The sequence below is a fragment of the Pseudomonas sp. GW821-FHT02A11 genome (genome assembly GCF_059421985.1).
In genome coordinates, this window is record NZ_JBWKWB010000005.1 from 40453 (window position 1) to 62477 (window position 22025).

Here is a 22025-nt window from a genome sequence, read left to right on the forward strand (position 1 = left end):
GAGACGCATGTTGGATATGGAAAATCAGAGTGCTCCGCCTCGCGCACGTAGAAAGCACCGCAGCCTTGCTCAGGAGTTGGTCACTGAACTCTCCGAGCGCATTCGCAACGGCGAGCTCAAGCGCGGCGACAAATTGCCGACCGAATCCGCGATCATGGAAGAGCAGGGCGTCAGCCGTACTGTCGTTCGTGAGGCGATCTCCCGTTTGCAGGCGTCCGGGCTGGTCGAGACGCGCCACGGCATCGGCACCTTCGTGCTCGACACGCCAAGCCCGAGCGGCTTTCGCATCGATCCGGCGACCATCGTCACCCTGCGTGACGTGTTGGCGATTCTCGAGCTGCGCATCAGCCTGGAAGTCGAGTCCGCTGGCCTTGCGGCGCAACGTCGTTCGACCGAGCAACTGGCTGACATGCGCGCTGCCCTCGATGCCCTCAACGAAAGCGCGTCCCACGCCAGTGATGCAGTGGGCGCGGACTTTCAGTTCCACATGGCGATCGCGCTGTCCACCGGCAACCGTTATTTCACCGACATCATGAATCACCTGGGCACCAGCATCATCCCGCGTACCCGGTTGAATTCTGCGCGCCTGGCCCATGACGATCAGCAGCACTACATGAACCGTCTGAGCCGCGAACACGAAGAAATCTACGATGCCATCGCCCGCCAGGACTCCGACGCCGCCCGCGCCGCGATGCGCCTGCACCTGACCAACAGCCGTGAGCGGTTGCGTCATGCCCATGAAGAAGCCGAGTCGCAACGGGCCTGAGGTCGTATGACCTGACCATTCGTGATGGCGTTCGCGTCGTGACACCTGTAGGAACGCGCTTGCCCGCGATTGCCGTGTGTCAGCAACAGATCCGCGCCTGACACGCCACGTCGCGGGCAAGCGCGCTCCTACAGGCATGCCGGAACACCACTCATCCCCTCCCTCGAGAAATAATTCGTCCCCCCTATTGAGAGATGTCATTCCTAGTTGTACGATGACTTACGACATCAGCGCAGGTCTGGTGATCCATTCACACAATAAGCTTCCCAGGGTGTTCGAATAATGAATCCACAAGAACTGAAGTCCATCCTCTCCCACGGTCTGCTGTCTTTCCCGGTTACCGATTTCAATGCCCAGGGCGACTTCCATCGCGCTGGGTATATCAAGCGTCTGGAGTGGCTGGCCCCGTACGGCGCCTCTGCACTGTTCGCCGCGGGCGGTACAGGTGAGTTCTTCTCCCTGACCGGCAGCGAGTACTCCGACATCATCAAGACCGCCGTCGACACCTGCGAAAAGACTGTGCCGATTCTGGCCGGTGTAGGTGGCCCGACCCGTCAGGCGATCCAGCAGGCTCAAGAAGCCGAGCGCCTGGGTGCCAAAGGCCTGCTGCTGCTGCCTCACTACCTGACCGAAGCCAGCCAGGACGGCGTTGCCGCCCACGTTGAGGCGGTCTGTAAGTCGGTCAAGATCGGCGTTGTCGTTTACAACCGTAACGTTTGCCGCCTGACCCCGGTTCTGCTGGAACAACTGGCCGAGCGCTGCCCGAACCTGATCGGCTACAAGGACGGTCTGGGCGATATCGAGCTGATGGTTTCGATCCGTCGTCGTCTGGGCGACCGTTTCTCTTACCTTGGTGGCCTGCCGACCGCTGAAGTCTACGCTGCGGCCTACAAGGCGCTGGGCGTGCCGGTCTACTCCTCGGCGGTGTTCAACTTCGTGCCGAAGCTGGCAATGGACTTCTACCACGCGATCGCCAAAGACGATCACGCCACGGTTGGCAAGCTGATCGACGACTTCTTCCTTCCCTACCTGGACATCCGTAACCGCAAAGCCGGCTACGCGGTGAGCATCGTCAAGGCAGGCGCGAAAATCGCCGGCTACGACGCAGGTCCGGTGCGCGCGCCGCTGACCGACCTGACTGCAGAAGAGTTCGAAATGCTCGCTGCACTGATGGACAAACAGGGCCAGCAGTAATCGCCGACCTTGCGCAAAACCGCTGAGCGATCAGCGGTTTTTTGCCGTAGGGGCTCGGTCATCCGGGCAGGCTTTTCGTCTTTTCCGTATCTGGCAATTCGCGCAGGCAGGGTCGCCCGCGTGCGAGTTTCACCCTAGGCGTCACCCTGGCTACACACTGAAAGCAAAAGGTTTCAATCGCATCTGAATTTAGGGGCAGAGGCGAGCAGCACACACATAAAAGATCGTTTAACCCGCGCAAAAAAATAATTAGTGGGAGTTTTCGAACATGCAAAAAACCAAGCCGACGCACGTCCGCTATTTGATCCTGCTCATGCTGTTTCTGGTGACTACGATCAACTACGCCGACCGTGCCACCATCGCTATCGCCGGCTCCAGTCTGCAAAAAAGCCTCGGCATCGACGCCGTCACCCTCGGTTACATCTTCTCCGCCTTTGGCTGGGCCTACGTGGCCGGTCAGATCCCCGGCGGCTGGCTGCTCGACCGCTTCGGTTCGAAAAAGATCTACGCCCTGAGCATCTTCACCTGGTCGCTGTTCACCGTGCTGCAAGGCTATGTCGGTGAGTTCGGCCTCTCCACCGCCATCGTTGCGCTGTTCATGCTGCGCTTTTTGGTGGGCCTGGCCGAAGCGCCATCTTTCCCCGGCAACGCGCGCATCGTCGCTGCCTGGTTCCCGACCTCCGAACGCGGCACTGCCTCGGCGATCTTCAACTCCGCGCAGTACTTCGCCACCGTCCTGTTCGCCCCGATCATGGGCTGGATCGTCTTCACCTTCGGCTGGCAGCATGTGTTCGTGGTCATGGGCGGCGTCGGTATCGTGTTCTCGCTGCTCTGGCTGAAGATCATCCACAGCCCGCGCAACCACCCGATGATCAACAAGGCCGAACTCGATCACATCGCCAACAACGGTGGCATGATCGACATGGATCAGGACCAAGGGAAGGGCAAGGGCAACGGTCCGAAATGGGACTACGTTCGCCAGTTGCTGACCAATCGCATGATGCTGGGTATCTACCTGGCGCAGTACTGCATCAACGGCATCACCTACTTCTTCCTGACTTGGTTCCCGGTGTACCTGGTGCAAGAGCGCGGCATGACCATCCTCAAGGCCGGTTTCATCGCCTCCTTGCCGGCCATCTGTGGTTTCGTCGGTGGGGTGCTGGGTGGGATCATTTCCGACTGGCTGCTGCGTCGCGGCAAATCCCTGACCTTCGCCCGCAAGGCGCCCATCATCGGCGGTCTGCTGCTGTCGACCTCGATCGTCACCTGCAACTACGTCGATATCGAATGGGTCGTGGTGGGCTTCATGGCTCTGGCCTTCTTCGGCAAGGGCGTGGGCGCACTGGGCTGGGCGGTGATGTCCGACGCCTCGCCGAAACAAATCGCAGGTTTGAGCGGCGGTCTGTTCAACATGTTCGGTAACATCGCGTCGATCACCACCCCGATCGTCATTGGCTACATCATCAGCTCTACCGGCTCGTTCAAATGGGCGCTGGTGTTCGTCGGCGCCAACGCGCTGGTCGCGGTGATCAGCTACGTGTTCATCGTGGGCGAGATCAAACGTGTGGAATTGAAAGACACCCCAACGCAGGGTGATTTGCGGACCAGTAACGTCGGCGAAGTTTCCCAAGCCAAAAGCTGAGTCCAAGAAAAATCGAGGAAAACCGTGATGAATTTGATTCAACATGCCGACTCGCCACGTTACATCCGCTTGCATGAGCGCGATAACGTTGTCGTCGTGGTCAATGACCAGGGCGTACCGGCGGGGACTGAATTCGACAACGGTCTGGTGACCATCGATAACGTGCCGCAAAGCCACAAGGTCAACACCGTTGACATCCCCGAGGGCGGGGCGGTGATTCGTTACGGGCAGACCATCGGGTATGCCTTGCAACCGATTCCGCGCGGCAGTTGGGTCAAGGAAGATCAGTTGCGCATGCCGAGCGCGCCACCGCTGGACAGCCTGCCGCTGTCCACCGATGTGCCGGGCCGCGGCGAGCCGCTGGAGGGCTTCACGTTCGAGGGTTACCGCAACGCTGACGGCACGGTCGGCACGCGCAACATTCTCGGGATCACCACCACGGTTCAGTGCGTCACCGGCGTGCTGGACTTTGCGGTCAAACGCATCCGCGAGGAACTGCTGCCCAAGTACCCGAACGTCGACGACGTGGTGGCCATCACCCACACCTACGGCTGTGGGGTGGCAATCACGGCCAAGGACGCGTACATCCCGATCCGCACCGTGCGCAACCTGGCGCGCAACCCGAACCTGGGCGGCGAAGCGTTGGTGATCGGTCTGGGCTGCGAGAAATTACAGGCCGAGCAGGTCATGCATCAGAACGATCCGTCGGTCGATCTGAGCGATGAGTGGATGTATCGCCTGCAGGACTCCAAGCACGGCTTCAACGAAATGATCGAGCAGATCATGGAGCTGGCCGAAGTGCGCCTGAAGAAGCTCGATCAGCGTCGCCGCGAAACCGTGCCGGCCTCTGAGCTGATTCTGGGCATGCAGTGCGGCGGCAGCGACGCGTTTTCCGGTATCACCGCCAACCCGGCGCTGGGTTATGCCTCGGACCTGCTGCTGCGCGCCGGCGCGACGGTGATGTTTTCGGAAGTGACCGAAGTGCGTGACGCCATCTACCTGCTGACCTCCCGCGCCGAGACGACGCAAGTGGCCGAGGAGCTGGTGCGCGAGATGGACTGGTACGACCGCTACCTGGCCAAGGGCGAAGCCGACCGCAGCGCCAACACCACGCCAGGCAACAAGAAGGGCGGGTTGTCGAACATTGTCGAGAAGTCCCTGGGATCGATCGTCAAATCCGGCAACAGCGCGATCAACGGGGTGCTGGGCCCTGGCGAGCGGGTCAATCGCAAAGGTCTGATCTTTTGTGCGACGCCCGCCAGTGATTTCGTCTGCGGCACACTGCAACTGGCCGCCGGTATGAACCTGCACGTGTTTACCACTGGGCGTGGTACGCCGTATGGCCTGGCGATGTCACCGGTGGTGAAGGTGTCAACCCGGACCGAGCTGGCCCACCGCTGGCCGGACCTGATCGACATCGATGCCGGGCGCATCGCCACCGGGCGCGCGAGCATCGAGGACCTGGGCTGGGAGCTGTTCCATTTCTATCTCGACGTCGCCAGCGGCAAGAAGAAGACCTGGACCGAGCATTATCGTTTGCACAACGACATCACTCTGTTCAACCCGGCACCGATTACCTGAGTCGAATGCTCCATGGCGCGGCGCCTGTTATCCAAGCGCCCCGCAAACCTGTGGGAGGGAATCATCCGCGAAACTCAGGTACATCCGACACGTCTCTGTCGTCCATCGTGATGTCTCGCGAATGAATCGGCTCCCACAGGTTCACTGCTACGGGATACCTGCGGGTCGGTTGCCGATAAGGTGCTAACCCGTCGGCCCCCACAGAGGTGAGGCGCTTCGGGTACTACGAGTACGACGTCGCATGATGCGGGTAATCCACCAGCCTTGAGCCGACCACCATTTCGCTGATCCAGTCCGTCAGCAGCGTCGTGTACGCCTGCTGACTGGTGTCGCTGCTCAGCCCGTGATCCGCGCCATCGAGCAGACGATACGTCAGCGAATGCGCCAGATCGAACGCTGTGCGATAACTCATCAAGGTGGCGTGGGGCACGTAGTCGTCCTGCTCGGACTCCACCAGCAACACATCTCCCTTGAAATCCTTGCACGCCGCCAAGGCGCGGTTATCGGCGGCGGTGACGGCCGAACGACGGTAGTGCGCCAGTTTGTCCCGGTCCAGCGCCTGTTTGGGCATATCCCAGTCGGCGTCCCAGTACAGCGCAGGCACCCGCAGGGCCAGCCATTTGACCGGACGCATGCCGCTGAGGATCGTCGCCAGATAGCCGCCATAACTGCTGCCGATCACGGCAATGGCGTTGTTATCCACAGCCGGGTGGCTCGCCAGGCGGTCATAAGCGGCCAGCAGGTCTTCCATGCTGTGCTCGCGGGACACCGAGGCGCGCATTTCGTGGGTGCGCTCATGGCCGCGTAAATCGAAGGTCAGGCACACGCAACCCAGGCCGGTGATGTTCTTGGCCCGCGCCAGGTCGCGCTGCTGGCTGCCGCCCCAACCGTGGACGAACAGAATGCCCGGCATTTTCGCGCCGGGGGTGAGGATGGTGCCGGAAATGGTGTCGTCGCTGACGCTGATGTCGATGGTTTCACTGCGAACGGTCATAAGGCTGGACCTGTATGAATTTGCTGATGAGGCCGACGTCGGGGTCGTCGCCTTCGTAGAGAACATGGGCGTTGGCGGGCAGGGTGGTCGGCCCGTAGATTTCATGACTGGATGCGCCGATGCGCATCAGTGTCGGGTCGGCTGCAAACGCCACCAGCGCTTCGACCTCGGCGGGACTGGCGCCACCGATGCGCCAGGATTGCTCCAGCACCCCGGAACGTACCTGGCCCCGCGAATTGGTGCCGTGGGCGATGTCGTAATTGCGACGTGAGGCGAGAAAATCCGGGAAGCACTCGAGCGCGGCTTTCTCGTAGCTCATGGCTTGGGTCACGGAGCGGCGCACGTCGTCGTCAAGATCGAGCTTGAGCAGTTCGTCATAGTCGCCACGCACCAGCCACAACTGCGAGCCGCCATAGACCGTTTCGCCATTGTTGTCTTCGGTCAGGCTCTGGGTGCCGTGATAACTCACGGTGATACCCGCCACCCGCACTTGACCGACGCTGTAGGTGATGACCTCGTGCAGGTCCTCCTCCAGCACCAGTCCCCATTCCTCGACCTCGGCCATATCTTGCTGGGCAAGGGCCTCGTGCAGTTCTGCCTCAGAGGTAACCACCACCTGCCCGCGACCCGCTGTCGCCAGCACCGGCTTGACCCGCACCGGGCCTTGCTTGAGCAATAGAAGCCCCGCGCGTTTGGCGTCAGCGGCGTTGAACACGCTGTAGCCGGTGAGCACGGCGTCGACGGCGTCTTCGAAGAACCGATCCGACCAGCCTTCGGGCCTGGCAGTGGCATCGTCGAGCAGGGGATGGGAAATGGCTTTAGTGGCCATGAAGGGGTAGTCGATCAAGCCGCCGAAGAAGTCGTCGACGCTGCGAATGTCCAGCGCATTGCCTGCCTGTTTTCCGATCAAGGTGTCGGACGGGATGTAGTAGAGGGAATGGCCCTGATGCAGCGCCGGGTCATAAGCCCCCACGAACGTTGCGCCCAGCAGCTTGGCGATCCGATGCGCCAAGGCCTGCTGCACCACGGTTTCATGGGTCGCCAGACGCTTGTGGGTGGCCAGCAGAACAACTTCAGACTTTGCAGTGCTGCTTGATTCCCTCATGGGCGAACTCCCTGTTGAGGCCGAGGTATTTCGCATGACATCTTTGTCGTCTGACACATCTTTCGCCAATCAATTCGCTCCCACAGGTGGGGTACCCGCCCACGTGTTTCAGGCGTCCGCCAGATCGCCGGTGGGAGCGAATTCATTCGCGAGGCTTCAGTGCAGGCGGCATAGTTCAGTTAGGAAGATCCCCAAGCCGCCTGGTTCCTTTGCTCCTGATCAATGGTCAGCCACCTGGCCCGAGATTTTCTCATCATCGTCAGCGGCGCATTTTGGAAACGGCTGAGTGTGGTCGGCATCTTCTTGATCGCCCATGGCCTTGTATTTCTTGCGCAGGGCATGCAGTTCTTTCTGGTCGAGGTTGTCCAGGCTCAATACGGCATTCTGCGCGTCCTTGGTCACGCGCAGCAGTTCGTCGATCTTGATGTGCAGCTCGTCTGTGTCACGGTTCTGGGTGTTCTGCACGAGAAAGACCATCAGAAAGGTGATGATGGTGGTCGAGGTGTTGATGATCAGCTGCCAGGTGTCGTTGTAGTGAAAGAGCGGCCCGGTCGCGGCCCACACGCAGATCAGCAAAACGGCGACGGCAAAGGTCTTGGGGTTACCGGTCCATTTCGACAGCGCTTGGGCGAATTTAGAGAATTTCATTGCCGGTGTCCTTAGCGATCAGAGGGAGATAAGCAAAGGACCGCTGGTCGTCTCTGAAATTTCTTTTTACAAAATTAATTCAGGCGGACGGTGAGTCAGGTCCAGCCAAATAGCATGCAGGCATTTTCAGTGCTGGCTCGGGCCAGGGTTTCGGCGGGGATGCTCATCAGGTCGGCCAGCGCTGCGCAGATGTCCGGCAGGTGTTCAGGGCTGTTGCGCTGACCGGGGTGCATGGCCGGGGCCATGTCCGGCGAGTCGGTTTCCAGCACCACGCTGTCCAGCGGCAGGTCGGCGATCACCCGGTGCATGCGTGAGGCTTGCGGCCAGGTCGCGGCGCCGCCCAGTCCGAGTTTGAAACCCAGCTTGATGTATTCCTTCGCTTCTTCCCGACTGCCTGCGAACGCGTGAATGATGCCGCTGCGCCGGAGCTTGAAGCGCTTGAGCGTGGCAATGGTGTCGGCGTGGCTGCGGCGCACGTGGAGCAGGGCGGGAAGATTGAATTCGGCGGCCATCTGCAACTGGCTGTCAAACACGGCTTTCTGCTGATCCCGGTCCAGGGTTTGGACGTAGTAATCCAGACCGATTTCGCCCACCGCGCACAGCTTGGGATGCCCCGCCAGATCGGCCAGGCGGTCGCGTAGATCCTCAAGGTGCTCGGGACGATGCTCGTTGAGGTAGATCGGGTGCAGCCCCAAAGCGGCGTAAACCGAAGGCTCGCTCAAGGCCAGATCCCACACCCGTTGCAGATTGCGCTGATAAACCCCCAACACCACCATGCGCTCGACCCCCTGCTGCTGGCAATGGGCGAGCACCGCCTGGCGATCGGCATCGAAGTCGTCGAAATCCAGGTGCGTATGGGTGTCGATCAGCCTCACCGGTCAGACCCCGTGGATGCGCTGCTTGAATGTGCGGACGATGGCGTGCACGCCGGGTTCGTACTGGTTTTGCTCGACGGCCGACAGGGCCAGCGCCAAGGCTTTTTCAGCGATCAGGTGATGCTGTTGGGCCATGGCATTGACCGGCAGCGGCAGGAAATCCAGCAGCTGCGTATCTCCGAACGTGCCCAGGTGCAGTTGGTCGGGGTTCAGACGACGCTCGTGGAGCAGGTCGAACACACCCTGCAACAAAACATACGACGTGGTGATCAGCGCATCGGGGACGTAACCCAGGCGGTCGAGCATCTGGCCGGCAATCTGCAGGCCGCAGTCACGGCTGAACGACTCGCCGTGCTCGATGATCACCGAGCCCTTGAAGTCATCCAAAGCATCTTCAAAACCGCTGGCCCGCGCCTTACTGACGCTCAGCTCAGGGCGGGCGCCGATCAGCGCGATGTGACGGGGCTTGATCTCCAGCAGGCTGCGGGTCAGCTGCTGGCTGGCGTCGTGGTCGTCGCTGACCACCGAGCAGAAATACCCGGCGTCCATCTCGCGGTCGATGGCGATCACCGGTGTCCCACGCTTTTGTAATTCGCGGTAGCTGTCGTCGCTGGCGGGCAGGCAACTGGCGACGAACAGGGCGTCGCAACGGCGGGCGCGAAACAGCTGCAACAACTGCAATTCGCTGATGGGATCATCGTCGGAACTGGCGATTAGCAGCTGGTAGCCTCGGGCGCGGGCGCCTTGTTCCAGTTGTTTGGCGATGCGGGCGTAACTGGGGTTTTCCAGGTCCGGAAGGATGAAGCCCAAAGTGCGGGTGTGCCGACTACGCAGGCCGGCGGCCTGGGGGTTGGGCCGGAAGTCATGGGCCTCAACCACCGCACGCACACGCTCGACCGTCGCATTGCTGATGCGCTGTTGTTCGGCCTTGCCGTTGATCACGTAGCTTGCCGTGGTGACGGACACACCGGCCAGACGCGCAATATCACTGAGTTTCAAGCGGACCTTCCTTTTATTCTTTGCATGGACGCAATGCCGTCGTGATTTTCACCGATTCACGGCCATCATTACAGCAGACCATTGTCGTTTAGGTTTTTTAGGACGCTTCCTACGCCATTCGGCCCGATGAGCTTCAAACAAACGAGAATATCGAGTAACGTGCCCGCCATTCTAGATGAAACGATTCAGCAAGCTTGGGTATTGCCGTAATCGCATCAAAACGCGGGTCTGATGACTCACGTGCGGCCATGAAGTCATCGGCTATTTCAGGTCGGTCTTAAAACAAGAATCTCAGGAGAAAGCGATGCTCGAGCTGACCGTTGAGCAAATTTCCATGGACCAGTCGGCTGTGGATAAACCCGCCGCGCTGCAATTGCTCGCCGATCTGCTGGTGGCCGACGGTCTGGTGGCCCCCGGTTATCTGCAGGGCTTGCAGGCTCGCGAACAGCAGGGTTCGACCTTCTTGGGGCAGGGCATCGCGATCCCCCATGGCACGCCACAGACCCGCGATCAGGTGTACGCCACCGGCGTGCGGCTGATGCAGTTCCCCCAGGGCGTGGACTGGGGCGACGGCCAGATGGTGTACCTGGCCATCGGCATCGCGGCCAAATCCGACGAGCACCTGCGCCTGCTGCAACTGCTCACTCGCGCCCTCGGCGAGACCGATCTGGGCGAGGCGCTGCGTCAGGCGAAGGACCCCGAATCGCTGCTCAAGCTGCTGCAAGGTGCGCCCCAGGAACTGGCGCTGGATGCGCAGATGATCAGCCTCGGCGCCTCGGTCGATGACTTCGAAGAACTGGTCTGGCGCGGCGCGCGTCTGCTGCGTCGTGCCGAGTGTGTGAACAACGGCTTTGCCGCCGTGCTGCAACAGGTTGACCCGCTGCCGTTGGGCGAAGGCCTGTGGTGGCTGCACAGCGAGCAGATGGTCAACAAGCCGGGCCTGGCGTTCGTCACCCCGGACAAGCCGATGCGTCATCTGGGGCAACCGCTGACCGGCCTGTTCTGCCTGGCGAGCCTGGGCGAATCCCATCAGGCGCTGCTTGAGCGTCTGTGCGCGTTACTGATCGAGGGGCGCGGCCACGAACTGGGCCAGGCCACCAGCAGCCGCGCCGTGCTCCAGGCCTTGGGCGGCGATATGCCGCCTGATTGGCCGAGCGAGCGGATTGCCCTGGCCAACGCCCACGGCCTTCATGCGCGGCCTGCAAAGATCCTCGCGCAGCTGGCCAAGCGCTTCGACGGCGATGTTCGCGTGCGCATTCTCGACAGCGGTGAGAGCCCGGTGTCGGCCAAGAGCCTGAGCAAGTTGCTGAGCCTGGGCGTGCGTCGTGGTCAAGTGCTGGAATTCATCGCTGAGCCTTCCGTTGCCAACGACGCGTTGCCCGCATTGATCGCTGCTGTGGTCGAAGGCCTGGGCGAGGAAATCGAGCCGCTGCCGACTGAATCCGCGCCAAGCCCGATGGCTGCCGTGGTGGAAAAGCACCTGAGCGCGCCCGCTGCCGGGTCACAGCTTCAAGCCGTGCCTGCTGCGCCTGGTATCGCCACCGGCCCTGCCCATGTGCATGTGTTGCCGGTGTTTGATTACCCGCTGCGTGGTGAGTCCTATCACGCCGAGCACGAGCGTTTGCAGGGCGCGCTGATTCAGGTCCGCAATGACATCGGCAACCTGATTCAGCGCAGCACCGCCAAGGCTATTCGCGAAATTTTCGTCACCCATCAGGAAATGCTCGACGACCCCGAGCTGGTGGATGAAGTCGCTCTGCGTCTCAAGACCGGCGAGAGCGCCGCTGCCGCCTGGACCCATGTGGTCGAGGCCGCCGCGCAGCAACAGGAACAACTCAAGGACGCCCTGCTCGCCGAGCGTGCGGCGGATTTGCGTGACGTCGGCCGCCGCGTACTGGCGCAGCTGTGTGGCGTCGATGATCTGGTCGAGCCGCAAGAGCCTTACATTCTGGTGATGGATGAAGTCGGCCCGTCCGACGTGGCGCGGCTCGATCCGGCCCGCGTCGCTGGCATCCTCACCGCGCGCGGCGGCGCCACCGCTCACAGCGCCATCGTCGCCCGTGCCTTGGGTATTCCGGCGCTGGTGGGGGCGGGTGATGCGGTGCTGTTGATCAAGTCCGGCACGCCGCTGTTGATCGACGGCCAGCGCGGTCGTCTCGACGTTGCGCCGCACGAGCACACCCTGCAACGCGCGCTGCTCGATCGCGACACCCGCGAGGTGCGCCTCAAGGCCGCTGCGGCGCTGCGTATGGAACCGGCGATCACTCAGGACGGCCACGCGGTCGAGGTGTTCGCCAACATCGGCGACAGCACCGGCACTGCGGCTGCGGTGGAGCAGGGCGCTGAAGGCATCGGCCTGCTGCGCACCGAATTGCTGTTCATGGCCCACAGTTCGGCCCCGGACGAAGCCACCCAGGAAGCCGAGTACCGTCGCGTGCTGGACGACCTCAAGGGCCGTCCGCTGGTGGTGCGCACCCTCGATGTGGGCGGCGACAAACCCCTGCCGTACTGGCCCATCGACAAGGAGGAAAACCCCTTCCTCGGCGTGCGCGGCATCCGCCTGACCCTGCAACGCCCGGACGTGATGGAAAGCCAGCTTCGCGCGCTGCTGCGTGCCGCCGACAACCGCCCGCTGCGGATTATGTTTCCGATGGTCGGCACGGTTGAAGAGTGGCGTCAGGCGCGGGACATGACCGAGCGTTTGCGCCTGGAAATCCCGGTGGCTGACCTGCAGCTGGGCATCATGATCGAAGTGCCTTCGGCCGCGCTACTGGCGCCGGTGCTGGCCAGGGAAGTGGATTTCTTCAGCGTCGGCACCAACGACCTGACGCAGTACACGCTGGCCATCGACCGCGGCCATCCGACCCTGTCGGCTCAGGCCGATAGCCTGCACCCGGCGGTGCTGCAACTGATCGATATCACCGTTCGCGCCGCCCACGCTCATGGCAAATGGGTGGGCGTGTGCGGCGAGCTGGCGGCGGATCCGCTGGCGGTGCCAGTGCTGGTCGGGCTGGGCGTCGATGAATTGAGTGTCGCAGCGCGCAGTGTCGGCGAAGTCAAAGCGTGCGTGCGTGAATTGAATCTAAGCGGTGCCCGGCAGTTGGCGCAACACGCGCTGACCGTCGCCAGCGCCGCTGAAGTACGTGGCCTCGTGGAGAGGCTGTGCGTGGAGAAGCTGTAATGGCGAACATTCTGACATTGACCATGAACCCGGCGCTGGACCTGACCGTGCAGTTGGGTCCCTTGCAGGTCGGCCAGGTCAACCGCAGCGAACGCATGCTCACCCATGCGGCGGGCAAGGGCCTCAACGTGGCGCAGGTGCTGGCCGATCTGGGCCACACGCTCACCGTTGCCGGGTTTCTCGGCGTGGACAACCAGCAGTCATTCGAGTCGTTGTTCGCCAGGCGCGGCTTCGTCGACGAGTTCGTGCGCGTGCCGGGCGAAACCCGCAGCAACATCAAACTGGCCGAAAGCAGCGGTCGCATCACTGACCTGAACGGACCAGGGCCTGAAGTCAGTGTGCAGGCGCAACAAGCGTTGGCGGCCCGTGTCGAACAGATCGCGGGTGACTTCGATGCGGTGGTCGTCGCCGGCAGTCTGCCCCGTGGCGTCGACGCGCAGTGGCTGAAAACGCTACTGCTCAAGCTCAACGACATGGGTCTGAAAGTCGCGCTGGATACCAGCGGCGCGGCGTTGCGCGCAGGCCTTGAAGCCTCGCCATGGCTGATCAAGCCCAACACCGAAGAGTTGGCGGATGCGCTGGATGCGCCGATCATTTCCATTGCCGCCCAGGCTCAGGCAGCCCAGACATTGCGTCAGCGCGGCATCGAGCATGTGGTGATTTCCCAGGGCTCGGAAGGCGTGCACTGGTTCAGCTCTGACGTCGCCCTGCAGGCTTTGCCGCCATCGGTAACGGTGGCAAGCACTGTGGGCGCGGGGGATTCGCTGCTGGCGGGCATGGTTCACGGCCTGCTGAGCGGCCACTCCCCCGAGCAGACCCTGCGCACCGCCACGGCGATTGCGGCGATGGCGGTGACCCAGATCGGGTTCGGCATCAACGACGCGGCGCAACTCAAACGGCTGGAAGGCGGCGTCAACGTGCGCGCCATGACCGAATAAGAAGAGAGGAAGTGTGATGAAGTTAGCCATTGTCACGGCCTGCCCGAACGGCAAGATCAGCAGCGTCCTCAGCGCCCGTCTGCTCGACGCGGCGGCCCAGCGTCAGGGCTGGACGACGTGCGTTGAAGTGCACGACCCTCGCTATCCGGAAAAACAACTGTCCGCCGCCGACATCGACAGCGCCGACTGGGTGCTGGTGGTCAACACCGGTCCGCTGGATTTGAACCGGTTTGCTGGCAAGCGCCTGCACCAGTCGACGCCCGCCCGGGCGTTGCAGGACATCGACGGTTTCATGCATTCGGCCCATGAGCTGGCAAAGGTTCATGTCGCCAGCGCAAGCGCTGAACCCGCGACCGGCGCGACTGCGAGCAAGATGCCGCAGCTGGTGGCCGTGACCGCCTGCCCGACCGGCGTTGCCCACACCTTCATGGCCGCCGAAGCGATCCAGCAGGCCGCGAAGAAACTCGGCTATGACCTGCAAGTGGAGACCCAGGGCTCGGTGGGCGCACGCAATCCGCTCAGCGCCCAGGCCATCGCCGAGGCCGACGTGGTGCTGCTCGCCGCCGATATCGAAGTGGCCACCGAGCGTTTCGCCGGCAAGCGCATTTATCGCTGTGGCACCGGGATTGCGCTCAAGCAATCGGAAGCGACGCTGAAAAAAGCCCTGGCTGAAGGGGAGGTCGAGTCTTCTGCATCGACTGCAAAAGCCCCGACGAAAAAAGAGAAAACCGGCGTCTACAAACACCTGCTGACCGGCGTGTCATTCATGCTGCCGATGGTGGTGGCAGGCGGTTTGCTGATCGCGCTTTCCTTCGTGTTCGGCATCACCGCGTTCAAGGAGCAGGGCACCCTGGCGGCGGCATTGATGCAGATCGGCGGCGACGCGGCGTTCAAATTAATGGTGCCGTTGCTGGCGGGTTACATCGCCTATTCCATCGCGGATCGGCCGGGGCTTGCGCCAGGCATGATCGGCGGGCTGCTGGCCAGCACGCTGGGCGCGGGCTTCATCGGCGGCATCATCGCCGGTTTCATTGCCGGATACGCCGCAGCGGCAATCAACCGCTACGCGAAGCTGCCCGCCAGTGTCGAGGCGCTGAAGCCGATCCTGATCATTCCGTTGCTGGCGAGTCTGGTGACTGGTCTGGTGATGATCTACGTGGTCGGCAAGCCCGTGGCCGGAATGCTCGAAGGGCTGACCCAGTTCCTCGACAGCATGGGCACTACCAACGCGATCCTGCTCGGCGTGCTGCTGGGCGCGATGATGTGCGTGGACCTCGGCGGCCCGATCAACAAAGCCTCGTACGCGTTTTCGGTGGGGCTGCTGGCGTCCCAGAGCTACGCGCCGATGGCCGCTGCGATGGCGGCGGGCATGGTTCCGCCGATCGGCATGGGCATTGCCAGCTTCATCGCCCGCAACAAGTTCGCCCAGAGCGAGCGCGAAGCGGGAAAGGCGGCGTTCGTGCTGGGGCTGTGCTTCATCTCCGAAGGCGCGATCCCCTTCGCCGCCAAAGACCCGCTGCGGGTGATCCCGGCGAGCATCGTCGGCGGCGCGCTGACGGGGGCGCTGTCGATGTTCTTCGGCTGCAAGCTCATGGCGCCCCACGGCGGGCTGTTCGTGCTGTTGATTCCGAACGCGATCAACCATGCGTTGTTGTATTTGCTGGCGATTGTGGTGGGCAGCGTGGTGACGGGCGTGTTGTACGCACTACTGAAGCGGCCTGAGGTGGTCGAGCTGGATGCGGTGCCTGCGGGGGCGTAAGGGCATCCGAATATGTTGTGGCTGACGGGGATTCGATCTGTGGGAGCGAATTCATTCGCGATGCGGTGGTACGTCCGATAGAGATTCATCGGATGTACTGGCCAATCGCGAATGAATTCGCTCCCACAGGAGATGCGCACGCCTACTGACTTTCGTCCTGTCACAAACCCCCAACATTCGGTTGTTAGCTTCCTCTCTTCGCCATTCACTTGAGGGGACCACCATGACTCAGTTCGACCTGACCCGCCGTCGCATCATTCAAGCCGCGGGCGCCGGTTTGCTCTTGCCCGGATTGGCCCCGGCGGTCATCGCGTCGGTGAAGGATCGCCCGAAGATGACCGACGGCGTGCAGTCCGGCGACCTCATGGGCGACCGCGCCATGGTCTGGAGCCGCAGTGATCGCCCCTCGCGCATGGTCGTCGAATGGGACACGCGCAGTATGTTCACCAATCCGCGCCGGTCTGTCTCGCTGCTGGCCGATCAGCGCACCGACTTCACCGCCCGCGTCGAGCTGACCGGCCTGCCCACCGATCAAGCCATTTTCTACCGCGTGTCCTTCGAGGACGCCCAGACCGGCGTCGCCAGCGAACCCTGGTTCGGCCACCTGCGCAGCGTGCCGCAGACCCGCCGCGACATCCGTTTCGTGTGGAGCGGCGACACCGTAGGTCAAGGCTTCGGCATCAACCCGGACATCGGCGGCATGCGCATCTACGAAGCCATGCGCCTGCGCCTGCCGGACTTCTTCATCCACAGCGGCGACACCATTTACGCCGATGGCCCGGTGCCCGCTGAGGTGGTCACCGAAGGCGGGCGCATCTGGCGCAACATCACCACCGAAGCGAAGAGCAAAGTCGCCGAGACCCTCGATGAGTATCGCGGCGCCTACCGCTACAACCTGATGGACGAAAACCTGCGTCGCTTCAACGCCGAAGTGCCGCAGATCTGGCAGTGGGACGACCACGAAGTCAGCAATAACTGGTCACCGAGCAAGCAGCTCGACGAGCGTTACAAGGTCAAGGACATCCAACTGCTGGCCTCGCGCGGACGTCAGGCGTTCCTCGAATACGCGCCGATGCGCTTGCAAAGCGCCGACAACGGCGGGCGGGTGTATCGCAAGCTGAGTTATGGGCCGATGCTCGACGTGTTCGTCCTCGACATGCGCAGCTACCGCGACGGCAACGACGCCAACCTGGCCGACAAACCGGGGTCGACCACAGCGTTCCTCGGGCGCGAGCAGTTGGACTGGCTCAAGCGCGAACTGCAGGCGTCGAACGCACAATGGAAAGTCATCGCCGCAGACATGCCGATCAGCCTCGGTGTGCCGGATGGCGAGATCAGCCCCGGTGTCATGCGCTGGGAAGCCATTGCCAACACCGACAACGGCGCGCCGAAAGGGCGTGAGCTGGAGGTCGCCGAGCTGCTGGGTTTCCTGCGTCAGCAGAAGGTGCGCAACACGGTATGGCTGACCGCTGACGTGCATTACTGCGCGGCCCATCACTATCATCCCGATCAAGCGGTGTTCCAGGAGTTCGACCCATTCTGGGAATTCGTCGCGGGCCCCTTGAATGCGGGCAGTTTCGGGCCTAACACGCTGGACAAAACCTTTGGCCCGGAACTGGTCTTCCAGAAAGCCCCGCCCGCGCAGAACACCTCGCCTTTTGCCGGCTTTCAGTTTTTCGGCGAGGTGAACATCGAAGGGCAGAGCGGCGAGATGACCGTGACGCTGCGGGATCTGGACGGGGTGTCGGTGTTCGAGAAGAAGCTGGCGCCTGCTCAGGTTTGATCAATAACCGATTGAACAGCACCGAATAATCCGGTGAGCGAATTCACTCGCGATTGGCCCGCGCATGCGCCACATCTGTGTTGGATGTACCACCGCATCGCGAATGAATTCGCTCCCACAGAGAAGCTGGTCACCTTCAATGACTGCGGTTGTACGATCACTGCGCAATTCCCGGTAACACTCTCTGCCGTGCTGGCCTATCATTAGCCACCTAACGACGGATCAGGGTTTGGTGTGCATGCTGGCAATTTTTCTGGAAACCCTGAACATCACGGCTCCGGTCTTCGCCATGCTGTTTCTCGGCGTGGTGCTCAAGCGCGTCGGCTGGATCAACGACGGTTTCATTCACACCGCATCCTCGCTGGTGTTCAACTGCACGATGCCGGCGCTGCTGTTCCTCGGCATCATCCACGCCGACCTCCACGCAGCGCTGCAACCGGGTGTGCTGATCTACTTCATCATTGCCACGCTGGTGGGGTTTGCGCTGGTCTGGGGCTGGGCGATCTATCGCGTGCCCTTCATCGAGCGCGGCATCTATGTGCAAGGGGCATTCCGCGGCAACAACGGCGTCATCGGCCTCGCGCTGGCGGCGAGCATGTACGGCGACTACGGGATCTCCCTCGGCGCGATCCTCGCCGCCCTGGTGATCCTGTTCTACAACACCCTCTCCACCGTGGTGCTCGCGGTGTACAGCCCGGTGATCAAATCCGACCCGTGGAGTATCTGCAAAAGCGTTTTCGCCAACCCGCTGATCATCAGCATCATCGCTGCGACCCCTTTCGCCTACTTCGGCATCGGTCTGCCGAAGTGGCTCGATACCTCCGGCAGCTACCTGGCGCAGATGACCCTGCCACTGGCCCTGATGTGCATCGGCGGCACGTTGTCGCTCAAATCACTGCGCGAAAGCGGTGGGCTGGCGATCAGCGCAAGCCTGATGAAGATGGTCTGGCTGCCGCTGATCTGCACCCTTGGGGCCTGGCTGCTGGGTTTTCGGCATGCGGAGCTGGGGATTCTGTTCCTGTACTTCGGCGCGCCGACGGCATCGGCCAGTTTCGTCATGGCCCGTGCGGCCGAGGGCAATCATGAGCTCGCCGCGTCGATCATCGTCATGACCACCCTCGCAGCGGCCGTGACGACGAACATCGGGATTTTCATTTTGCAGTGGGGCGGGTGGATCTAGATCGCCCGCGCGCCTACCCGTAGGAGCGCGCTTGCCCGCGATGGCGTTCCTTCAGGCGCCTGGATATTGGCTGGCACTACGCAATCGCGGGCAAGCTCACGCCTACAGGATTCGGCTCGTGGCGGGTCAGTGCTGTCTGCGCCAGGCCCTGACCGTGCTGATCAACACCCCCAGGCCCAAGACCGGCAACGCGTAATGAATCATCAACCGTTCCAGCCGGTCCGCCAGGGGCATGCCGGTGGTGAACGAGACGATGTGCAGCCCATACACCGCGTACAGTCCCAACAGCAGCAAGCCTTCCAATCGGGTGATGCGATAGCCGGAATAGAACAGCGGCAGGCACAACGCGGCGACGCCGAGCATCACCGGCAGGTCGAAATCCAGCGCGTTGGGTGAGATCGACAATGGCGACGAGGCGATCAGCGAAGTCACCCCCAACACGCCGAGCAGGTTGAACAGGTTGCTGCCGATGATGTTGCCCACGGCGATATCCCGCTCGCCACGCAGGGCGGCAATCAGCGAGGTCATCAAGGCAGGGAGAGACGTGGCGACGGCAATCACGGTCAGGCCGATGACCCGTTCCGACAGGCCCAGATCCTGAGCGACCACCACCGCCGCACCCACCAGCAAATGACTGCCGAGAATCAGCAAGGCCAACCCGCAGGACATCAACGCCAGGCGTCCAAGAATCGGCCAGAATTTGCGGCGCGGTGTTTCGTCTGTAGTGTCGAAATGTCGCGCGCCATGGGCGAACTGACGCACCACCACAGCCAGGTAAGCGGCCATGGCAATCAGCAGAATCACGCCATCGACCCCGCTCAGCACACCGTTCCAGGCAAGGCCTGCGACCAGCGCGGTGGCGCCGATCATCAGCGGTAAGTCGACGCGCACCAGTTGTCGGGCCACGCGCAGCGGAATGATCAGCGCGGACAGGCCGAGGGTGACCAGGATGTTGAAGATGTTGCTGCCGATGACGCTGCCCACAGCGATGTCGGGGCTGTCGGTCAGCGCCGCTTGCAGGCCGACGGCCATTTGCGGGGCGCTGCTGCCCAGCGCGACGACGGTCAGGCCGAGGAACAGCGGGCGGGTTTTCAGCAGGGCAGCCAGCGCCACGGCGGCACGCACCGAGAGTTCGGCACCGAGGATCATCAGCAGCAGGCCACAGACCAGCTCGATCAGCGTGGGCAGCGGGAGGGTGGAGAGGGCGAGAATTCAGCGCTCCTTAGAGCCGTCAGGGGCAATCAATCGTCGAGGGCTTGCACCCGCACTTGGGCGGTTCCGCTACGCAGCATACCCAATTGTTCGGCGGCCTGGCGGGATACGTCGATGATCCGGGAGCGGGTATGCGGGCCGCGATCGTTGATGCGGACGATCACCTTGCGGTCGTTGTCCAGGTTGGTGACTTGCACCCGGGTACCGAAGGGCAGCTGGCGATGGGCGGCAGTCAGGGAATTCTGGTCGAAGCGTTCACCGCTGGCGGTGCGCTTGCCTTGATGCGCTGCGCCGTAATACGAGGCACCGCCGGTGGCGTTGTAGCCGTGTGGATCGATGATTGCGTCGCTGGCGCAGCCGGCCAGCAGGGAGATCAAGGCGCAAGCGCCGAGGAGCCGCCACATGAGGTTCAGTCCTTTGGTGGTTATTGCCCGGCGATTCTATGTCGCCTGGGATGGCGCCTCGTCGGGGTGCCGCCCAGAATGAATTCGCTCCCACAGAAGTCAAAAGCCAGGATTCGACATCAACTGCAGCATGAACCCCTGTGGGAGCGAATTCATTCGCGATGGCGATGCGTCAGACATATCCAATCGCGAATAAATCCGCTTTCGTGAGCAAGCTCACTCCCACAGGATCCATACAGTCTGTGGGAGTAAGCTTGCTCACGAAAGGGCCGGCCCTGATGACGAAAGTTCCGGATCAGGGCCTTTGCATCAACCTTCCAGCTTGCGCTTGAGGAGTTCGTTGACCTGCCCCGGGTTGGCCTTGCCTTTGGAGGCTTTCATGGCCTGCCCGACGAAGAAGCCGAACATCTTGCCGCGCTTGGCTTCATCGGCGGCGCGGTACTGCTCGACCTGCTCGGCGTTGGCCTTGAGCATGTCATCGAGAATCGACTCGATGGCGCCGCTGTCGGTCACTTGCTTGAGGCCGCGCTTCTCGATGATCTCGTCCGCGCTGCCTTCACCATTGGCCATCGCCTCGAAGACCATCTTGGCGATCTTGCCCGAGATGGTGTTGTCGGTGATGCGCTGCAGCATGCCGCCCAGTTGCTCGGCGCTGACCGGCGATTCGTCGATCTCCGCGCCTTGTTTGTTGAGCAGCGAACCCAGCTCGACCATGACCCAGTTGGCGGCCAGCTTGGCGTCGCCCGCGATGCTCACCACTTTCTCGAAGTAGTCCGCCTGCTCGCGGCTGGAAGCCAGCACGCTGGCGTCGTACAGCGACAGGCCGAACTGCGACTGGAAGCGCTCGCGTTTCTGCGGCGGCAGCTCCGGCAGGGTGGCGCGGGTCTGTTCGAGGAACGAATCCTCGATGATCACCGGCAGCAGGTCAGGGTCGGGGAAGTAACGGTAGTCGTTGGCTTCTTCCTTGCTGCGCATGGCGCGGGTCTCGTTGGTGTTCGGGTCATACAGGCGGGTTTGCTGAATGACCTTGCCGCCGTCTTCGATCAGGTCGATCTGGCGCTGGATCTCGCTGTTGATCGCCTTCTCGATGAAACGGAACGAGTTGACGTTCTTGATCTCGCAGCGGGTGCCGAACTCGACCTGGCCTTTGGGGCGAACCGACACGTTGCAGTCGCAACGCAGCGAGCCTTCGGCCATGTTGCCGTCGCAGATGCCCAGGTAGCGGACCAGCGCGTGCATCGCCTTGACGTAGGCCACCGCTTCCTTGGCCGAACGCATGTCCGGTTCGGAAACGATTTCCAGCAGCGGGGTGCCAGCGCGGTTCAGGTCGATGCCGGTCATGCCGCTGAAGTCTTCGTGCAGGCTTTTGCCCGCGTCCTCTTCAAGGTGGGCACGGGTCACGCCGATGCGCTTGATGGTGCCGTCTTCCAGCGTGATGTCCAAGTGACCCTTGCCGACGATCGGCAGCTCCATCTGGCTGATCTGGTAGCCCTTGGGCAGGTCCGGGTAGAAGTAGTTCTTGCGGGCGAACACGTTGTGCTGGCCGATTTCGGCGTCGATGGCCAGGCCGAACTTGACCGCCATCTGCACGGCTTCCTTGTTCAGCACCGGCAGCGTGCCGGGCATGCCCAGGTCGACGAGGCTGGCCTGGGTGTTGGGCTCGGAGCCGAACGTGGTGGCGCTACCGGAGAAAATCTTCGATTGGGTGGTGAGCTGGGTATGAATCTCCAGCCCGATGACGACTTCCCATTGCATGTGTTTTCT

Annotated in this window: 17 protein-coding genes; 9 read left to right on the plus strand and 8 right to left on the minus strand. The window is 62.2% G+C overall.

Annotated elements, in window-relative coordinates; genetic code table 11:
• Positions 1-16: 16 nt before the first annotated feature.
• From AC07V9_RS09520 to garD, 4 genes are all read left to right on the plus strand, one after another.
• The gene (locus AC07V9_RS09520; RefSeq protein WP_495015786.1) at positions 17-766 is read left to right on the plus strand and encodes a FadR/GntR family transcriptional regulator; all 750 of its coding nucleotides are present in this window, start codon (positions 17-19) and stop codon (positions 764-766) included.
• 282 nt (positions 767-1048) lie between these two features.
• Positions 1049-1960 (plus strand): 5-dehydro-4-deoxyglucarate dehydratase, encoded by a 912-nt coding sequence (gene kdgD / locus AC07V9_RS09525; protein WP_495015473.1) that lies wholly within the window; start codon positions 1049-1051, stop codon positions 1958-1960.
• A gap of 268 nt (positions 1961-2228) precedes the next feature.
• Entirely contained in the window at positions 2229-3602 is a 1374-nt protein-coding gene (locus AC07V9_RS09530; protein ID WP_495015474.1) for an MFS transporter, read from the plus strand.
• A 27-nt stretch (positions 3603-3629) separates the two neighbouring features.
• Positions 3630-5183: a galactarate dehydratase gene (garD, locus tag AC07V9_RS09535; protein ID WP_495015475.1), complete on the plus strand. Its 1554-nt coding sequence runs from the start codon at positions 3630-3632 to the stop codon at positions 5181-5183.
• 223 nt (positions 5184-5406) lie between these two features.
• Here garD and AC07V9_RS09540 read toward each other — a convergent pair whose 3' ends face one another.
• The 5 genes from AC07V9_RS09540 to cra all read right to left on the minus strand — a co-directional run bounded on the left by AC07V9_RS09540 (position 5407) and on the right by cra (position 9804).
• Positions 5407-6177, minus strand: a complete 771-nt coding sequence (locus AC07V9_RS09540; RefSeq protein WP_495015476.1) for an alpha/beta hydrolase family protein — start codon at positions 6175-6177, stop codon at positions 5407-5409.
• Positions 6161-7282 (minus strand): DUF3182 family protein, encoded by a 1122-nt coding sequence (locus AC07V9_RS09545; RefSeq protein ID WP_495015477.1) that lies wholly within the window; start codon positions 7280-7282, stop codon positions 6161-6163. Before AC07V9_RS09545 ends, AC07V9_RS09540 begins: the two co-directional genes overlap by 17 nt.
• A 219-nt stretch (positions 7283-7501) precedes the next feature.
• A complete protein-coding gene (locus tag AC07V9_RS09550; RefSeq protein WP_495015478.1) occupies positions 7502-7930 on the minus strand; it encodes a low affinity iron permease family protein in 429 nt (142 codons plus the stop codon).
• A 95-nt stretch (positions 7931-8025) separates the two neighbouring features.
• Positions 8026-8805: a TatD family hydrolase gene (locus AC07V9_RS09555; RefSeq protein WP_495015479.1), complete on the minus strand. Its 780-nt coding sequence runs from the start codon at positions 8803-8805 to the stop codon at positions 8026-8028.
• A 3-nt stretch (positions 8806-8808) separates the two neighbouring features.
• Positions 8809-9804: a catabolite repressor/activator gene (gene cra, locus AC07V9_RS09560; protein ID WP_495015480.1), complete on the minus strand. Its 996-nt coding sequence runs from the start codon at positions 9802-9804 to the stop codon at positions 8809-8811.
• A 304-nt stretch (positions 9805-10108) separates the two neighbouring features.
• Between cra and ptsP the strand changes: the two genes are divergently transcribed.
• The 5 genes from ptsP to AC07V9_RS09585 all read left to right on the plus strand — a co-directional run bounded on the left by ptsP (position 10109) and on the right by AC07V9_RS09585 (position 18645).
• Positions 10109-12985: a phosphoenolpyruvate--protein phosphotransferase gene (ptsP, locus tag AC07V9_RS09565; RefSeq protein WP_495015481.1), complete on the plus strand. Its 2877-nt coding sequence runs from the start codon at positions 10109-10111 to the stop codon at positions 12983-12985.
• Positions 12985-13923: a 1-phosphofructokinase gene (gene pfkB, locus AC07V9_RS09570; RefSeq protein WP_495015482.1), complete on the plus strand. Its 939-nt coding sequence runs from the start codon at positions 12985-12987 to the stop codon at positions 13921-13923. The genes ptsP and pfkB overlap by 1 nt, the downstream gene beginning before the upstream one ends.
• A gap of 16 nt (positions 13924-13939) precedes the next feature.
• Complete coding sequence (locus AC07V9_RS09575) at positions 13940-15682, plus strand: PTS fructose-like transporter subunit IIB (protein ID WP_495015483.1); 1743 nt, start codon at positions 13940-13942, stop codon at positions 15680-15682.
• Positions 15683-15905: 223 nt separating this feature from the next.
• Positions 15906-17465 carry an alkaline phosphatase D family protein gene (locus tag AC07V9_RS09580; RefSeq protein ID WP_495015484.1) on the plus strand — a complete coding sequence of 520 codons (1560 nt, stop codon included), beginning with the start codon at positions 15906-15908 and terminating at the stop codon, positions 17463-17465.
• A 238-nt stretch (positions 17466-17703) separates the two neighbouring features.
• On the plus strand, positions 17704-18645 hold the full coding sequence (locus tag AC07V9_RS09585) for an AEC family transporter (RefSeq protein ID WP_495015485.1): 942 nt from the start codon (positions 17704-17706) through the stop codon (positions 18643-18645).
• A gap of 126 nt (positions 18646-18771) precedes the next feature.
• On the opposite strand, the gene AC07V9_RS09590 is transcribed toward AC07V9_RS09585, so the two are convergent.
• From AC07V9_RS09590 to gatB, 3 genes are all read right to left on the minus strand, one after another.
• Positions 18772-19824, minus strand: coding sequence for a calcium/sodium antiporter (locus tag AC07V9_RS09590; RefSeq protein WP_495015787.1), 1053 nt, complete (start codon positions 19822-19824; stop codon positions 18772-18774).
• A gap of 62 nt (positions 19825-19886) precedes the next feature.
• On the minus strand, positions 19887-20261 hold the full coding sequence (locus AC07V9_RS09595; protein ID WP_495015486.1) for a septal ring lytic transglycosylase RlpA family protein: 375 nt from the start codon (positions 20259-20261) through the stop codon (positions 19887-19889).
• A gap of 309 nt (positions 20262-20570) precedes the next feature.
• Entirely contained in the window at positions 20571-22016 is a 1446-nt protein-coding gene (gene gatB, locus AC07V9_RS09600; protein ID WP_495015487.1) for an Asp-tRNA(Asn)/Glu-tRNA(Gln) amidotransferase subunit GatB, read from the minus strand.
• Positions 22017-22025: the final 9 nt, after the last annotated feature.

Coding starts and splice junctions, on each gene's coding strand:
- AC07V9_RS09520 (WP_495015786.1), top strand. CDS start 17: ATGGAAAATCAGAGTGCTCCGCCTCGCGCACGTAGAAAGCACCGCAGC.
- kdgD (WP_495015473.1), top strand. CDS start 1,049: ATGAATCCACAAGAACTGAAGTCCATCCTCTCCCACGGTCTGCTGTCT.
- AC07V9_RS09530 (WP_495015474.1), top strand. CDS start 2,229: ATGCAAAAAACCAAGCCGACGCACGTCCGCTATTTGATCCTGCTCATG.
- garD (WP_495015475.1), top strand. CDS start 3,630: ATGAATTTGATTCAACATGCCGACTCGCCACGTTACATCCGCTTGCAT.
- AC07V9_RS09540 (WP_495015476.1), bottom strand. CDS start 6,177: ATGACCGTTCGCAGTGAAACCATCGACATCAGCGTCAGCGACGACACC.
- AC07V9_RS09545 (WP_495015477.1), bottom strand. CDS start 7,282: ATGAGGGAATCAAGCAGCACTGCAAAGTCTGAAGTTGTTCTGCTGGCC.
- AC07V9_RS09550 (WP_495015478.1), bottom strand. CDS start 7,930: ATGAAATTCTCTAAATTCGCCCAAGCGCTGTCGAAATGGACCGGTAAC.
- ptsP (WP_495015481.1), top strand. CDS start 10,109: ATGCTCGAGCTGACCGTTGAGCAAATTTCCATGGACCAGTCGGCTGTG.
- pfkB (WP_495015482.1), top strand. CDS start 12,985: ATGGCGAACATTCTGACATTGACCATGAACCCGGCGCTGGACCTGACC.
- AC07V9_RS09575 (WP_495015483.1), top strand. CDS start 13,940: ATGAAGTTAGCCATTGTCACGGCCTGCCCGAACGGCAAGATCAGCAGC.
- AC07V9_RS09580 (WP_495015484.1), top strand. CDS start 15,906: ATGACTCAGTTCGACCTGACCCGCCGTCGCATCATTCAAGCCGCGGGC.
- AC07V9_RS09585 (WP_495015485.1), top strand. CDS start 17,704: ATGCTGGCAATTTTTCTGGAAACCCTGAACATCACGGCTCCGGTCTTC.
- AC07V9_RS09595 (WP_495015486.1), bottom strand. CDS start 20,261: ATGTGGCGGCTCCTCGGCGCTTGCGCCTTGATCTCCCTGCTGGCCGGC.
- gatB (WP_495015487.1), bottom strand. CDS start 22,016: ATGCAATGGGAAGTCGTCATCGGGCTGGAGATTCATACCCAGCTCACC.